Consider the following 13452-nt stretch of genomic DNA (forward strand, 5'->3'; position numbering starts at 1 on the left):
TGCCTCTTTTCGCCCTCGGAATTTGGGTTAACCAAATCTAACTAGAGTTGCTTTCGTTACTCGTTCGTTAACCCCGAAGCGCTGAAGCCAGATTTGATTCAAAAAGATAAACAGTCATGAAACCATCGTTCGGCACGAAGCATAATGGCGCAACACCCGCTTAGGTTGTGTAACAAGCAGGCTGTCAATCAAACGAATACAGGACACCTGAAATGCAAGACCTGATGACCATGCTCACAGCGCTCCGCCGCCCACGTCTGTTGGCACGCGCGGCAAAATTCGGAGCGCAAGACTATAATCGGGATCGGCATTTGCAGCGTATTCTAGGATACGGCGCGTTACCCGGTACCGGGGCAGCATTGGTCCAGTTGATGGAGCTTGAGCGAGAGGCGAATGACCTGAGAAAAGAAGAAGATGCCGCCTATTCACTGGTGCGGCATCTGGATTTGCTGATCGCATTGTTGGGCGAGGCGCAACTATATCAGGCCAGCCGCGCCGCGCAGTATCAATAGTTAGGTAAACGCATCCGGCATCGAGGCCTTCTTCTCGGCGATATACGCCTCGAGCGCGGCGTTGATTTCGGGGTCGAGCTGGGGCTGCTGGTAGTTGGCCAGCAGATGCTCGACCCGCGAGGATGCCAGCGCACGCGTATCGCGCGAGCCTTCCTCCTGCCAGGTTTCGAACGGTTTGTAGTCCAGCAAGTCGGTTTTCCAGAACGCTTCCTTGAAGTTCGCCTGCGTATGGGCGCAGCCAAGATAGTGACCACCCGGCCCGACCTCGCGGATCGCATCCATGGCCTGCGCATTCTCATCATGCGCCACGCCTTTGGCCAGACCGTGCAGAATTCCAAGCTGGTCGGCATCCATGACGAACTTTTCGAAATCGGCCACCAGACCTCCTTCGAGCCAGCCGCAGGAATGCAGCATGAAGTTCACGCCCGCCATCAGGCCCATGTTCAGCGAGTTCGCGGTTTCATAGGCCGCCTGAGCGTCCGGCAGCTTCGAACCGCAGAACGATCCAGCAGATCGGAACGGCAGGTTCAGGCGCCGCGCAAGCTGGCCTGCGCCGTATGTGATATGCGACGCCTCTGGCGTTCCAAATGTCGGTGCCCCTGAGTTCATGTCGATCGAGGTCACAAACGCTCCGAAGATTGCCGGAGCACCCGGGCGAATGATCTGGCTGTACGCCACACCTGCCAACACCTCGGCCAGAACTTGTGTCAGGGTCCCGGCAACCGAAACCGGTGCCATCGCACCGCCCACGATGAACGGCGAGATGATGCAGGCTTGATTGTTGCGCGCGTATACCTCAAGCGAGCCCATCATCACGTCGTCGAAGGTCAGCGGCGAGTTGATGTTGGTGAGCGAGGTCATCACCGTATTGTTCTGAACGAACTCTTTGCCAAACAGAATCTCGCACATCTCAACCGAATCCTGCGCCCGGCTGGGATCGGTGACCGAGCCCATGAACGGCTTGTCCGACAGCGTCATATGCGCCTTCAGCATGTCCAAATGGCGCTTGTTCACTGGAATATCGGTCGGTTCACATACGGTCCCACCCGAATGGTGCAGCCATTTCGACATGTAGGCCAGTTTCACGAACTTGTTGAAATCGTCCATGGTCGCATAACGGCGGCCACCTTGCGCATCGCGCACGAACGGAGGGCCGTAGACAGGGGCCAGAACCAGATTGCGCCCACCGATTTCAACCGATTTCTCGGGGTTGCGCGCGTGTTGCGTAAACTGGCTGGGGGCCGTTTTGATCAGCTCTCGCGCCAGACCGCGCGGGATGCGCACGCGCTCTCCATCGATGTCCGCACCAGCGTCGCGCCACCGTTCCAGCGCGGCCGGATTGTCAACGAAGTTGACGCCGATCTCTTCCAGAACGGTTTCCGCGTTGTGTTCGATGATCTCAAGCGCTTCTTCGTTGAGGATCTCGAAGTTCGGAATATTCCGCTGAATGTACTTTGCGGTTTCGATGCGGACTGCCGTGCGCTCGGCCCGGCGGGCGGCGCCACCGCCGCCTCTCGCCCTGCGCCGGGTGTTTGCCTCTGCCATGAGAAAATCCCGTCTGAGTGTTTAGGTTGAGCGTTGTGTTACAAGATTGCGCAATCCTAACGCATCTGGATTACGGCGCTCTAGTGGTAAAAGCGACACGGGACCGACGTATCGGCGCTTATTTTCCCTTTCCGCAGAAATCGGTCCTTTTCGGCGTAACGACATCTGCGTGGCGCTTGATGTAGATCTCTTTTCCGGCCCGCGCATGCCCTCGGCAAACTGGCGCCATCCACTTATCGTAGTCCGTTCGCCCGTCTGTGGATCGCATAGCAACCGCAAGGCTTGCACTTTTCCCACATTCCATCGCGACGCATCTTTGACGACCGCTGCCGCTGACATTTCTGTAGTGCTGAAAAAAACTTGGACACCCGCATTTGGGTTTGCCCGACAGTGCGATCACCTTCATCCGAAAATAATTTTGACGGTTCAGCCGGTATGTCGCAGTCTTGCATTCCTCGCGCGCTTTGTCGTCAACAGCCCAACGATCCTTGGCAATGAAAAACGCCGCCTTGAACCGGGGGTTGTTGTGTTTTTCGCACATCGGAATGATGAAGGACTGCCCGTAGGGTTTGGGAATGAACTCTCCCTTCTTATTCTTCTTCGCCTCGTCGATTTTCACGAACCGAACGTGGGCCCCATGCTTTCCCGGCTTAGAGCAGCCCATGTAAAAGCAGGCCGGGTCGCGCTTTTCATTTCCAGTGTAGATTTTCCAGTGGTTCAGCCATGATCCGCAGCCGCATTTGGGTCGCTTTGACGACCCTTCGTGGTTCTGCACAGGATGCCGGTCTTTGTAGACCTTCTGAGTTCCGCCAAGGCCATAGCCGGTATGTTCGGGCATAACGCGCTACCTAAATATCAACTAAACACTGCCCACAGTGTAACAAATTCTACAGGTCTATGCATCTTCGGCAAAACCCTTGCGCTGGTGTGGCAGGCGTCTTAAAGCGACCGCATGACCCAAGACACCCACGACCGCCTTCTGATCATCGACTTCGGCAGCCAGGTGACGCAGCTAATCGCACGCCGCCTGCGCGAACTGAACGTCTATTGCGAAATTCACCCCTATCAGAATGTCACGATGGATTTCGTGCGAGAGATGTCTCCGCGCGCCGTGATCTTCTCGGGTGGTCCCGACAGCGTGACGCGCGAGGGTTCGCCGCGCGCGCCGCAAGGAATTTTCGACCTCGGCATACCGATCCTGGGCATCTGTTATGGCCAGCAGGTGATGATGCACCAACTGGGCGGCAAGGTCGAAAGTGGCCACGGCACCGCCGAATTCGGACGCGCCTTTGTTACCCCGAAGGAAAAGCTGGATATTCTGGATGGCTGGTTCGCTGACGGCGATGAGCAGGTCTGGATGAGTCACGGCGATCACGTCAGCAAAATCGCTCCGGGCTTTGAGGTGTATGGCACCTCGCCCAACGCGCCCTACGCGATCACCGCAGACCCGAACCGGCATTTCTATGCGGTTCAGTTTCACCCCGAGGTGCACCACACCCCCAAGGGCGCGAAACTGTATGAAAACTTCGTAAGGCTCGCCGGGTTCCAGGGCGACTGGACCATGGGTGCCTATCGCGAAGAGATGATCCGCAAGATCCGCGAACAGGTCGGCGACAAAAAGGTGATCTGCGGGTTGTCCGGCGGCGTCGACAGCTCGGTCGCGGCGATCCTGATTCACGAGGCCATCGGCGATCAGTTGACCTGCGTCTTTGTCGACCATGGCCTGCTGCGCAAGAACGAAGCCACCGAAGTCGTTGGCATGTTCCGCGACAACTACAACATCCAACTGATCCACGCGGATGAAAGCGAACTGTTCCTTGGCGAACTGGATGGCCAAAGCGATCCCGAGACCAAGCGAAAGATCATCGGCAAGCTGTTCATTGACGTGTTCCAGAAACACGCCGACACCATCGAAGGGGCCGAGTTCCTGGCGCAGGGCACGCTCTACCCCGATGTGATCGAGTCGGTTTCCTTCTCGGGCGGCCCCTCGGTGACGATCAAATCGCACCACAATGTTGGTGGCCTACCGGAAAAGATGGGCCTGAAACTCGTCGAACCCCTGCGCGAGCTGTTCAAGGATGAGGTCCGCGCACTGGGCCGCGAACTGGGCCTGCCCCAAAGCTTCATCGGCCGCCACCCCTTCCCCGGCCCCGGCCTGGCGATCCGCTGCCCCGGCGAGATCACCCGCGAAAAGCTGGAAATCCTGCGCGAGGCGGACGCGATCTATATCGACCAGATTCGCAAACACGGCCTCTATGACGATATCTGGCAGGCTTTTGTGGCGATTCTGCCGGTCCGAACTGTCGGTGTGATGGGCGATGGGCGGACTTACGACTATGCCTGCGCCCTGCGTGCCGTGACGTCAGTTGATGGCATGACCGCCGACTATTACCCGTTCAGCCATGAATTCCTTGGCGAAACGTCCACCCGGATCATTAACGAGATCAAAGGCATCAACCGATGCACCTATGACATCACCTCAAAACCACCGGGCACGATTGAGTGGGAATGACAGGAAAGCCGGTTCACGACCGGCTTTTTTATATTTATCAATGAGATAAACCAACCCACGAGGCGCACTTGAACGGCAACCAGTCTCATGTCTTCAAGGCAGCCGTTTGGATGACCGGCGCGATTGCGTCGTTTTCATCCATGGCAGTCGCAGGGCGAGAACTGAGCCTGAATCACGACACGTTCGAGATCATGATGTACCGCAGTTTTGTGGGCGTTCTGATTGTGTCTCTGGTGCTCACCGCAACCGGAAAATGGCATCAGGTTTCCACCGAACGGATGGGCTTGCACGTGGTTCGAAACGTGGTGCATTTCGCCGGGCAGAACCTGTGGTTCTACGCCGTTGCCGTCATCCCGCTGGCACAGGTCTTTGCGCTGGAATTCACCAACCCGATCTGGGTGATCCTGCTTTCTCCGCTGTTTCTAAAAGAACGCCTGACGGCCCTACGCGTTACGGCTGCCCTGATCGGTTTCCTCGGCATCCTGATCGTCACCCGCCCGGGGGCCGTGCCCCTTAACCTCGGCGTCGCAACCGCTGCCGCGTCCGCGATTTTCTTCGCATTAACAACTATTACCACAAAACAGCTCACCCAAACCGCCAGCACCGGCTGCATCCTTTTCTGGCTGACGGTGATCCAGGCCATTCTCGGCGTCGCCGCAGCCGGAATTGACGGCCAGATCGCTTTGCCGAACCCTCAGACCGCGCCCTACCTGCTGCTTGTCGGGCTGGCGGGGCTGCTGGCGCACTACTGTATCACCAACGCGCTGGCGATCGCGCCTGCCACCGTTGTTGTCCCATTCGATTTCGCGAGGCTACCAACAATCGCGGTTGTCGGCATGCTGCTGTACGGTGAACCAATCGACAACTGGACGCTTCTTGGGGCCGCCGTGATCTTTGCAGGTATCTTTTTGAACGTCTGGTCCGAAAATCGTAACAGTTTGGCAACAGTCCCCCGCGATACTCATCACAAGTAACGCACGGTCACTGGTTGACGATAAAGTAAACGCGAAGAAAGTATCGAGCACCACAATTCAGCAGGGCAACGCGGACACACTCAATCCACCACCATCCGCACCTGCGAAGGACAACGAGGGAGGAATAAATGAAAAGAGCGCTACTTTCAGCGTGCGCACTTTGTGTGGGGTCAACTGCGGCGCAGGCAGGCGGCCTGGATCGAACAGGTCAGCCCATCACTCTGATCTTTGAAGAGGGTAACTACGCCGAGTTTTCGATATCGCGGACAAACCCGGACGTCACAGGCGATGACCTGACGAATCAGAACCCGTTCGGCACACCCTCGGGCAACATTGCTGGCGACTTCAACCAGGTTGGGGCTGGCGTGAAGTACGATATCAATGAGCAGCTTTCCGTGTCGTTCCTCTATGATCAGCCTTTTGGATCGGACATCCGTTACCCGCTTCCATCCGGCAATCCGACGCAACCCGGCTCGCTTCTTCTGGGCGGGACCGAGGCGTTTGCGGATTCAGACAGTTACACCGGCATCCTCCGCTACAAATTCAACGACAACTGGAGCGTTCACGGCGGACTTCGCTATCAGCGCCTTGACGGTAATATCCGGCTGCAAGGCTTGGCCTATGGACCCTTTGACAGCTATGAAATCGACGTGGCACGCGATGGAGCTTTCGGCTGGGTCGTCGGTGCTGCCTACGAGATTCCCGACATCGCATTGCGTGTGGCGCTAACCTATCAGTCGGAAATCGAACACGACTTCTCCACGACGGAAAACTCGCCCCTGTTCCCGGCAACCATTAATGGCACGCAGGAGGTAAAAACTCCTGAGTCGGTCAATCTGGATTTCCAATCCGGCGTTGCAAAGAACACACTTCTGTTCGGTAATATCCGCTGGGCCAATCATAGCGTCACTCAGCTGAGCACCACTGCTGTTGGACCACTTCCCAGCGTTGAGCTGATCGATCTGACCAACACCATCACCTTCAACCTTGGTGTTGCGCACCGGCTGAACGAAAACTGGGCTGCTTCTGTCGCTTTGGGCTATGAACAGGAAGACGGAGACGACCTTGTTTCGCCACTGGCCCCGACCAACGGTTTCAAGAGCATTAGCGTTGGCCTGCAATACACCCACGAAAACATCAGAATCAGTGGCGGCGTTCGTTACACTGATCTGGGTGATGCGTTTGCCGAAACCGGCACACCAGATGTTGCGCGAGCCGACTTCCGGGACAACGACGCTGTAAGTTTTGGCCTTCGGGTTGGCTTCAGCTTCTGAACAAAAACAATAACCTGATCTGGAAATCTAAGCCCGCCGGCTCTCGGCGGGTTTTTTTTGAATTCGCACGATCCGGGTCGCGTATGACCCGCAAAATGCGTCAATTGGGTTCATGACAGTTCAAAAAACACTCTCCCCCCGCGCATGGTCCGAGCTTTTGCTGCTTGGCCTGATCTGGGGTGCCTCGTTTGTGGCGATCCGGATCGCGCTTGATAGCATTCCGGTCATGACATCCGTTTTGCACCGCACCTTTTGGGCGATGCTGGCTCTTTGGCTGGTCGTTTGGGCGAGACGGTTGGAAATTCCACGAGACCCACGAATTTGGGCTGCTTTCCTAGTGATGGGACTTTTGAACAACGTCATCCCGTTCTCACTGATGGCATGGGGTCAGTTGTACATCGATACAGGGCTGACTGCGATCCTGAACGCTGCGACGGCTGTGTTTGGCGTTCTGGTGGCCGCCCTGTTTTTCAAAGACGAACGCCTGACCAAACCGCGTCTTTTTGGGGTCGCCTTGGGGTTTCTGGGGGTCTCCATTGCAATTGGCCTCGGAAACTTCGCCAGTTTCAACCTGCAAAGCACCGCTCAACTAGCCATTTTAGCCGGTACGATCTCTTACGCCTTCGCAGCCGCCTGGGCGCGGGCCACCTTGTCCGAACTTCCCCCGCAGGTTGCTGCCGCTGGCATGCTGACCGGGTCCACACTTTTGACCCTCCCCATAGCCCTGATGGTGGACGGAGTGCCCAGCTTTAACCTGCCAGTCGAGACGTGGCTCGCAATTGGCTACTATGCAATCGTCGCAACCGCCGGGGCCTATCTGCTGTACTACCGGGTGTTGGCGATGGCTGGCAGCGGCAACTTGATGCTGGTGACGCTTGTTATCCCGCCCATTGCCATCGTTCTTGGCGCCCTTCTGCGGGATGAAGCGCTGAAACCCAGCGCCTATCTCGGATTTGCCGTCCTCGCGATTGGCCTGCTGATCCTGAACCGATCCGGCAGACGCGATTGACGCCGCCCCCTGCCCGATTTAGCAAAGGCAAAAAAGGGACAGCGGACCATGATCTACAGCTCAGCTCAGGACTGGCGCGATGCGGCGCGGAAGAAGGTGCTGTTTTTCGGCATGTCGGGTCTGGGCAAAACCTATGTGTCGAACATCCTGCGGGACTCGGGCAACTGGTTTCACTACTCGATCGACTACCGCATCGGCACCCGCTATATGGGCGAATACATCACCGACAACGCCAAGGCAGAGGCGATGAAGGTTCCGTTTCTGCGCGAGTTGCTGCTGTCGGATTCGATCTATATCGGCTCTAATATCTCGTTCAACAACCTGACACCTGTGGCAGCGTATCTTGGAAAGCCCGGCGACCCTGCGAAGGGCGGTCTTGAGATGCCCGAGTATCGCCGCCGACAGGAACAGTTCCGTCTGGCCGAGATTAACGCCTTGCTGGATACCGGCTATTTCATCGACCGCGCGCAACGCCTGTACCAGTACCCTCATTTCATTTGCGACACCGGCGGTTCGATTTGTGAGTGGGTGGATCCCGACGATCCCAAAGACAAAATCCTGTCCAACCTGTCGGAACAAACGCTTATGATCTGGCTTCAGGGGGACGAGGATCACACCTCGGAATTGATCCGGCGGTTCGACAAGGCTCCTAAGCCGATGTCCTATCAGGCCGAATTCTTGACCCACGTGTGGACAGAATACCTGGACCAGCATGGTTGCGCCGAAGCCGACGTCGACCCTAACGCCTTTATTCGCTGGACCTACGCGCAGGCACTGGCCCATCGCAAACCCAGATACGAGGCGATGGCGCGAAACTGGGGCGTCACGATCACAGCGAAAGACATCGGAAAGGTCCGGGACGCGGGCGATTTCGATGAGTTGATCGAACGCACCCTTGAGACCCGCCGCAATTGCGCCTAACTGTCAGTTTTCCCTGAACTCTTCAAAAGCTTGAACCCATGCCTATCAAGATCCCCTCAGACCTGCCCGCCTTTGACGTCCTGACCAACGAGGGCGTCATGGTCATGGCTGAGGATCAGGCTATGCGGCAGGACATCCGCCCCCTGCGGATCGGGTTGCTGAATCTGATGCCCAAGAAGATTCAGACCGAAAACCAGTTCGCGCGCCTGATCGGAGCGACGCCGCTGCAGATCGATCTGACTCTGATCCGCATGACCGAGCACCGGACGCGCAACACCGCCGCCGAGCACATGGCCGAGTTCTATCGTCCTTTCCAAGAGGTAAAGGACGAAAAGTTCGACGGGCTGATCATCACCGGCGCCCCAATCGAACATCTGGAATTCCCCGATGTCACCTATTGGGACGAAATGACCGAGGTCTTCGACTGGACCCAGACCAACGTGCATTCCACCTTTGGCGTCTGCTGGGGGGGAATGGCGATGATCAACCATTTCCACGGCGTCAAAAAGCATATGCTGGACGGAAAGGCGTTCGGGTGTTTCCGGCATCGGAACCTCAAACCCGCCTCGCCGTTTCTGCGTGGGTTCTCGGACGATTGCGTCATTCCCGTCAGCCGGTGGACCGAGATGAAACAGCATGAGATCGACGCCGCGACCGGCCTGACCACCTTGCTCGGCAGTGACGACGTCGGGCCCTGTCTGGTCGAGGATAAAAGCCACCGTGCGCTCTATATCTTCAATCACTTCGAATATGACAGCGACACGCTGAAACAGGAGTATGACCGGGACGTTGAAAATGGTACTCCGATCAATGTGCCGATGAACTATTATCCCGACGATGATCCGTCCCAGTCACCACAGAACCGGTGGCGCAGTCATGCGCACCTGCTGTACGGTAACTGGATCAGTGAAATCTACGGAACAACTCCATATGACATCACCCGCATTGGCATGGATACAACCGATCTGAGGGCCTGATATAAAATGATGCGCGCCGGTGTCATACTGTTGATCCTTTTGGTTGTGCTCTGGGGCATATCGCTCTGGCGTGCGGCGCGTCTGGAAGCGCAGGCCGAGGCCGCCTTTCCGCCCGAGGGCCAAATCCTCGACGTGGATGGCATTGCGGTTCATGCGGTTGTTATGGGTGAAGGGCCGGATGTGGTGCTGATCCACGGCTCCAGCGGGAACACTCGCGATATGACCTTTGCGCTTGCGCCGATACTGGCCGAGAACTACCGGGTCATCGTGTTCGACCGCCCCGGCCTTGGCTATTCGGCCAGCTTCAACCCCGACGGTGAGACGATCATCGAACAGGCCGACATCCTGCAACGGGCCGCTGCCCAGTTGGGGGCCGAAAAGCCCATTGTGGCGGGGCAAAGCTATGGCGGGTCGGTCTCGCTGGCCTGGGCGGTCACGCGGCCCGACAACATCTCGGCCCTGGTGCTGATCGCTGCGGCGGCGATCCCGTGGGAGACTCCGCTGGACGGGTTCAACCGGATGGCCTCAACCTCGACCGGCAATGCGCTCGCCTTGCCGATTGTGGCGTCCTATGTCCCCGATTGGTTTGTCGACAAGGCGCTGGATAACGTGTTTGCCCCGCAAAAAACGCCCGAGGGCTATGCCGAACATTTTGGCCCGGAACTGACCATGCGTCCGGCCTCGATGCACGCAAACGCCAAGCAACGGGCAAACCTGCTGGACGAAGTTGCCGCGCTGCAGCCGCGGTACGGTGAGATTTCGGTTCCGACCGAAATCGTGCATGGCACCTCAGACGACACCGTCAGTCTGGACTGGCATTCGACGCGGCTGATCGAACAGATCCCCGACGCGGAACTGATCGAACTGCCGGGCATCGGCCATATGCCGCAGGTCGTTGCCGCGCCCGAGGTTGCAGCCGCCATTGACCGGGCGGCGGAGCGCGCGGGTTTGCGTTAACCTCCAGCTTAATCCATAGTAAATTATGGATTTTATCGCGAGGTAGAACATGGCCCGGTCCGCAAAAGGTTCCATCCAAAAGTACTTTGACAAGGACGCCCCCAAAAGCGTGCGCGAGGAAATCGAAAACGCGAAAAAGGGGGATATCGTTAACCCGACCTACCCATACTCGGAAAAGATGAAGACCAAAGAGTATGAGCAGCAGATCGAGGCGTTGCAGATCGAACTGGTCAAGATGCAGGCCTGGGTCAAGGAAACGGGCCAGCGTGTCGCCATCCTGTTCGAAGGCCGCGATGCAGCTGGCAAGGGCGGCACGATCAAGCGGTTCCGGGAAAACCTGAACCCGCGCGGCGCGCGCAATGTGGCGCTGAGCAAACCCTCGGATGCCGAACGCTCGCAATGGTATTTTCAGCGCTATATCCAGCACCTGCCATCGGCGGGTGAGATCGTGTTCTTCGACCGCAGTTGGTACAACCGAGGCGTGGTGGAAAATGTCTTCGGCTTCTGCACCTCCGAAGAGCGGGAGCGCTTTTTCCGGCAGGTCAACCCGCTGGAAACCGGTCTGACCAATGATGGCATCCGGCTGTTCAAGTTCTGGCTCAATGTCGGGCGTGCAGAACAGCTCAACCGGTTTCTGGCACGGGAAACGGACCCTTTGAAACAGTGGAAGTTAAGCCCCATCGACGTTGCCGGGCTGAACAAGTGGGACGAATACACCCAGTCGATTTCAGAGACCCTGACCCGCTCGCACACGGAAAACTGCCCCTGGACCATCGTGCGCTCTGACGACAAAAAACGCGCCCGTATTGCTGCGATCCGCACCGTTTTGCATGGGCTGGACTATGACGAGAAAGACAAAAAAGCGCTGGGCGACATTGATCAGACCATCTGCGGCGGGCCGGAGATTTGGGATTCCTGAGCGCCGCGACGGGTCATTTGACACACCGAAGCCGCATTTTTGCCACCGGGAAGCCCCTGATCTGAACTAAGCCTCATCCTCAAAAAGCAAACACGCAGACAGGTGCTTTTGATGATCGAGGAAGTTATCGCCGCCCTACGGCACCCTTTCGAGCTGTTCTTTGATCCAACGAACCGCTTGTCGTTGCTGCATTTGGCAACCGCGCTTGCAGCGGCGATTTTCGTTTTCTACCGCACACGCAAGATGCGCGACGGAAAAAGCCTGCTGAACTGGTTGCTGCCATGGGATGTCCTGTCGCACAAATCCGCCAAGGCCGATTACGTGATGTTCTTTGTGAACAAGTCGCTGGTTGCGGCCATCTATGCCTCGATCCTTGTTCAGGTGCCCTTCTGGTACAACATGGTCGAAAAAGTCATGGGCCCGGCCCCCGCGGCCCCGGCTGAGACGTCCTGGACCGTTTCCGCCATCTACACCATTGTCGCCGTTCTTGCCTTTGACGGCGCCCTTTGGCTGGGGCACTACATCTTCCACAAAGTCCCGTTTCTGTGGGAGTTCCACAAGGTCCACCACTCGGCCGAGGTCATGACCCCCCTCACCGCATCCCGTATGCATCCTGTGGAAGAGGTGTTTGCATCATTGCTGAGCGGGCTTGTGGTCGGCGTAACCGTGGCCCTGCTTGACCAGTATTTCGGGTCTGGTGCCAGCGGCTTTACGCTGTTTGGGCTGAACATCATCGTGTTCGTCTTTTTCATCGCCGCCTTCAACCTGCGGCACAGCCATGTATGGCTACAATATCCCAACTGGGTGCAGCACATCTTTGTCAGCCCTGCGCAGCACCAAATCCACCACTCCAAAGCGCGGCGGCACTGGGATAAGAACATGGGTTTCATCTTTGCCTTCTGGGACTGGACCGCTGGCACGCTGTATTCCCCCAAGACCAATGAAAACGTGGAATACGGCCTGGGCAATGGCGAGGATGGTACGTGGAACAGCCCCATGGCCCTGTATTTCCGCCCCTTCAAAAACGCCTATGCGCTTTTCAAGAAGGACCCACGCGGGGCATTCGTGAGCTCAGCAGAGCAAACCGACGTTGTTTCAGAGGGCACGCCGCCGAAACCAGCGGAAAGCAACTGACCCATACGTCAGGAAAATACCGCGCAACCGTTGGACGAAGGCGGCCTGATACTCTATCTCTTTGGTCTCAATACTCTTTAGCGCAAAGGTGCCTGAGGCCGGGATGACGAAACGCGGGTATCACCACGGAAACCTGAAACAAGCCCTGATCGAGGCCGCGTTGTCGCTGGTCGAAGAAAAGGGCCCGACCGGCTTCACCCTGTCCGAAGCCGCCAAAACCGCCGGTGTCACCCCCGCTGCCGTCTATCGCCACTATCACGGGCGCGAGGACCTGATCGCCGAGGCCGCCCGTCAGGGGTTCGAGATGTTCGCCGACCTGATGCAATACGCCTATGACAAAGGCCAGCCCTCGGCCCTAGCTGCGTTCGAGGCAACCGGGCGCGCCTATTTGGCCTTCGCGCGCAAGAACCCGGGCCATTACATCGCGATGTTCGAAAGTGGCATCTCACTGAACCGCACCCCCGAACTGTCGATGGCCGCGAACCGTGCCAAAAGCGTGCTGGAAAAGGCCGCCGCCGACCTGTCACAACACATCCCCCCCGAAAAGCGTCCGCCTGCGTCGATGTTCAGCGCGCATATCTGGGCGATGAGCCATGGGGTTGTCGAACTGTTCGCCCGCAATACGGGCGCGACCTCTCCCTTCCCGCCCGAAGACCTGCTGGAAAGCGGAATTGGCATTTACCTAAGAGGGCTGGGTCTGGTTCCGCAGGACGACTGA

Annotated in this window: 13 protein-coding genes; 11 read left to right on the top strand and 2 right to left on the bottom strand. The window is 57.5% G+C overall.

From position 1 onward, the window contains the following. Window positions 1–212: 212 nt before the first annotated feature. The gene (locus ACR0NJ_RS10345; protein WP_480817042.1) at window positions 213–512 is read left to right on the top strand and encodes a DUF6477 family protein; all 300 of its coding nucleotides are present in this window, start codon (window positions 213–215) and stop codon (window positions 510–512) included. Here ACR0NJ_RS10345 and ACR0NJ_RS10350 read toward each other — a convergent pair whose 3' ends face one another. Continuing rightward, entirely contained in the window at window positions 513–2057 is a 1545-nt protein-coding gene (locus ACR0NJ_RS10350; protein WP_480817043.1) for a trimethylamine methyltransferase family protein, read from the bottom strand. It abuts the gene before it with no gap. A gap of 118 nt (window positions 2058–2175) precedes the next feature. Then, the gene (locus tag ACR0NJ_RS10355) at window positions 2176–2895 is read right to left on the bottom strand and encodes a hypothetical protein (RefSeq protein ID WP_480817044.1); all 720 of its coding nucleotides are present in this window, start codon (window positions 2893–2895) and stop codon (window positions 2176–2178) included. Window positions 2896–3009: 114 nt separating this feature from the next. Between ACR0NJ_RS10355 and guaA the strand changes: the two genes are divergently transcribed. The 10 genes from guaA to ACR0NJ_RS10405 all read left to right on the top strand — a co-directional run bounded on the left by guaA (window position 3010) and on the right by ACR0NJ_RS10405 (window position 13452). Beyond that, on the top strand, window positions 3010–4569 hold the full coding sequence (gene guaA / locus ACR0NJ_RS10360; protein ID WP_480817045.1) for a glutamine-hydrolyzing GMP synthase: 1560 nt from the start codon (window positions 3010–3012) through the stop codon (window positions 4567–4569). 110 nt (window positions 4570–4679) lie between these two features. After that, a complete protein-coding gene (locus tag ACR0NJ_RS10365; protein ID WP_480817084.1) occupies window positions 4680–5543 on the top strand; it encodes a DMT family transporter in 864 nt (287 codons plus the stop codon). Between the two features lie 128 nt (window positions 5544–5671). Further along, window positions 5672–6817, top strand: a complete 1146-nt coding sequence (locus ACR0NJ_RS10370) for an OmpP1/FadL family transporter (RefSeq protein WP_480817046.1) — start codon at window positions 5672–5674, stop codon at window positions 6815–6817. 112 nt (window positions 6818–6929) lie between these two features. Continuing rightward, window positions 6930–7826, top strand: coding sequence for a DMT family transporter (locus tag ACR0NJ_RS10375; protein ID WP_480817047.1), 897 nt, complete (start codon window positions 6930–6932; stop codon window positions 7824–7826). Between the two features lie 48 nt (window positions 7827–7874). After that, window positions 7875–8747 (top strand): ATPase, encoded by an 873-nt coding sequence (locus ACR0NJ_RS10380; protein ID WP_480817048.1) that lies wholly within the window; start codon window positions 7875–7877, stop codon window positions 8745–8747. A gap of 38 nt (window positions 8748–8785) precedes the next feature. Continuing rightward, window positions 8786–9724: a homoserine O-acetyltransferase MetA gene (metA, locus tag ACR0NJ_RS10385; protein ID WP_480817049.1), complete on the top strand. Its 939-nt coding sequence runs from the start codon at window positions 8786–8788 to the stop codon at window positions 9722–9724. Between the two features lie 6 nt (window positions 9725–9730). Beyond that, window positions 9731–10681 (top strand): alpha/beta fold hydrolase, encoded by a 951-nt coding sequence (locus tag ACR0NJ_RS10390; RefSeq protein ID WP_480817050.1) that lies wholly within the window; start codon window positions 9731–9733, stop codon window positions 10679–10681. Between the two features lie 49 nt (window positions 10682–10730). Next, a complete protein-coding gene (ppk2, locus tag ACR0NJ_RS10395; RefSeq protein ID WP_480817051.1) occupies window positions 10731–11600 on the top strand; it encodes a polyphosphate kinase 2 in 870 nt (289 codons plus the stop codon). Between the two features lie 111 nt (window positions 11601–11711). Then, window positions 11712–12734 (top strand): sterol desaturase family protein, encoded by a 1023-nt coding sequence (locus ACR0NJ_RS10400; RefSeq protein WP_480817052.1) that lies wholly within the window; start codon window positions 11712–11714, stop codon window positions 12732–12734. Window positions 12735–12837: 103 nt separating this feature from the next. Continuing rightward, window positions 12838–13452, top strand: a complete 615-nt coding sequence (locus tag ACR0NJ_RS10405) for a TetR/AcrR family transcriptional regulator (RefSeq protein WP_480817053.1) — start codon at window positions 12838–12840, stop codon at window positions 13450–13452.

The organism is Ruegeria sp. F11, from assembly GCF_056533855.1.

Bases quoted from the DNA above. Each gene is read 5' to 3' on its own strand.
- ACR0NJ_RS10390 (WP_480817050.1), top strand. From the start codon at position 9,731: ATGATGCGCGCCGGTGTCATACTGTTGATCCTTTTGGTTGTGCTCTGG.
- ACR0NJ_RS10400 (WP_480817052.1), top strand. From the start codon at position 11,712: ATGATCGAGGAAGTTATCGCCGCCCTACGGCACCCTTTCGAGCTGTTC.
- ACR0NJ_RS10370 (WP_480817046.1), top strand. From the start codon at position 5,672: ATGAAAAGAGCGCTACTTTCAGCGTGCGCACTTTGTGTGGGGTCAACT.
- ACR0NJ_RS10350 (WP_480817043.1), bottom strand. From the start codon at position 2,057: ATGGCAGAGGCAAACACCCGGCGCAGGGCGAGAGGCGGCGGTGGCGCC.
- metA (WP_480817049.1), top strand. From the start codon at position 8,786: ATGCCTATCAAGATCCCCTCAGACCTGCCCGCCTTTGACGTCCTGACC.
- ACR0NJ_RS10355 (WP_480817044.1), bottom strand. From the start codon at position 2,895: ATGCCCGAACATACCGGCTATGGCCTTGGCGGAACTCAGAAGGTCTAC.
- ppk2 (WP_480817051.1), top strand. From the start codon at position 10,731: ATGGCCCGGTCCGCAAAAGGTTCCATCCAAAAGTACTTTGACAAGGAC.
- ACR0NJ_RS10405 (WP_480817053.1), top strand. From the start codon at position 12,838: ATGACGAAACGCGGGTATCACCACGGAAACCTGAAACAAGCCCTGATC.
- ACR0NJ_RS10375 (WP_480817047.1), top strand. From the start codon at position 6,930: ATGACAGTTCAAAAAACACTCTCCCCCCGCGCATGGTCCGAGCTTTTG.
- ACR0NJ_RS10380 (WP_480817048.1), top strand. From the start codon at position 7,875: ATGATCTACAGCTCAGCTCAGGACTGGCGCGATGCGGCGCGGAAGAAG.
- ACR0NJ_RS10345 (WP_480817042.1), top strand. From the start codon at position 213: ATGCAAGACCTGATGACCATGCTCACAGCGCTCCGCCGCCCACGTCTG.
- ACR0NJ_RS10365 (WP_480817084.1), top strand. From the start codon at position 4,680: ATGACCGGCGCGATTGCGTCGTTTTCATCCATGGCAGTCGCAGGGCGA.
- guaA (WP_480817045.1), top strand. From the start codon at position 3,010: ATGACCCAAGACACCCACGACCGCCTTCTGATCATCGACTTCGGCAGC.